At 73.7% G+C, this 1,503-nt stretch carries 2 protein-coding genes; both read right to left on the reverse strand.

What is annotated here, in order from left to right:
- Positions 1–495 (reverse strand): PadR family transcriptional regulator (locus tag L0B03_RS17780; RefSeq protein ID WP_250448335.1); only part of this gene is annotated, 495 nt, incomplete at its 3' end.
- A 149-nt stretch (positions 496–644) separates the two neighbouring features.
- A partial coding sequence (locus tag L0B03_RS17785) for a MinD/ParA family protein (RefSeq protein WP_374205025.1) occupies positions 645–1,503 on the reverse strand: 859 nt, incomplete at its 5' end.

Consider the following 1,503-nt stretch of genomic DNA (forward strand, 5'->3'; position numbering starts at 1 on the left):
GGCCACGAAGACCAGGTTGTCGAGGACGAGCAGCCAGGCGAGGTCCTCGCCCGCCGCCCGGGCCTTGAGCCGGGTGTAGTCCTGGAGGGCTCGCAAGGTCTCGGTGCGCTGGGCCTGCACCACCGCGGGCACGTCCACCCCCGGAGCGGTCACCGCCAGGGCCAGCTTGATCGCGAGCTCGTCCCGGGCCGGGGCGCCGCGCTCGACGGGCCGCGCCCACCACGCCGTCGCCTCGGCACGCCCCGCCTCCGTCAGACGGAAGCGCTCCCCCGAGCCCTCACCGTCGGGCGCGCCCAGCTCCTCGGCCGAGCCGGTCTCCCCCTGCGGGACCGGCTCGGCCAAGCCGTCACGGACCAACCGGTGCACGGTCGTGTACACCTGCCCGATGTTGAGGGGCCAGGTGCCACCCGTGCGGCGCTCGAACTCCTGCCGCAGCTGGTAGCCGTGCATCGGCCCCTCGGCGAGGAGCGCGAGCAGGCCGTGACGGACCGACACGGCGCCCCCTGGGTTACTCGGTAACAGAGGTGAGGTTACTCAGTAACGCGAGCCTGTCAACGACCCGTGGGAACGTGACCGCCGTTTCACCCGCAGGGCCGCCCGCGGGCGGTCGGCGGTAAGGCCCGGCACGGCCAGGACCTCGCGCCTCAGAGCCCTTCGGCGACGGCCGCGGTGACCCGCAGCCAGGCCTCGCGGCTCTCGGCCGAGAGGGCGTCGACGTCCAGGGGGCTGCCCGTCACGAGAGCGGGGTCGTAGGGGACGTCGAGGACGGTGCGCGTCAGCCGTCCGAAGTGCTCGTGCAGGCGCGCGGCGAGCTCGGGGTCCCGGCGGACGGCAGGGGCCGAGAGCACCGTCACGGCGTTGCGGACGAGGTCCTCGTGACCGGTGGCGCGCAGGGCGTCGACGGCCCAGGCCGCCGACTGCGCGGTGTCCTCCCGCACGGTCGAGACGATGACCACCTGGTCGGCGGCCTCGATGGCGGCCTGCCAGTTCGAGGCACGCATGTTGTTGCCGGTGTCGACGACCATCACCCGGTAGAACCGCGACAGCGTGCGATGCAGGGCGCGGAAGGCGTAGGCGTCGATCGAGGCTGCCGAGGCGGCGTCCTCGTCCGAGGCCAGGACGTCGAACTGCGCGGAACCCTGCGAGCGCACGTAGTTGTCCAGGTCCCCGACCCGGGAGGAGCCGGGGTCGGCGAAGCGGTCGAGGTCCTGCAGCAGGTTCACCGCCGTGTTGTGGTGCCGGGCCTGCTGCGAGCGCCAGCCGAGGGTGCCCCGGGTCTCGTTGTTGTCCCAGGCCAGGGTGTAGCCACCGCGGTGCTGGCCGAAGGTCGCCGCGACCAGCAGCGAAGCCGTCGTCTTGTGGGCCCCGCCCTTGGGGTTGATGACCACCACGGTGCGAGGACCGTCGAGGCTGCGCTGCACGGTCGCGACGGCGGCGCGGTGCCGCTGCTCGGCGGGCCCGGGCCCTGGGGCGAGCAGACCGCCCGAGATGCGGCGCACGGTC

The organism is Actinotalea sp. C106 (genome assembly GCF_023630195.1).
Classification (GTDB): domain Bacteria; phylum Actinomycetota; class Actinomycetes; order Actinomycetales; family Cellulomonadaceae; genus Actinotalea.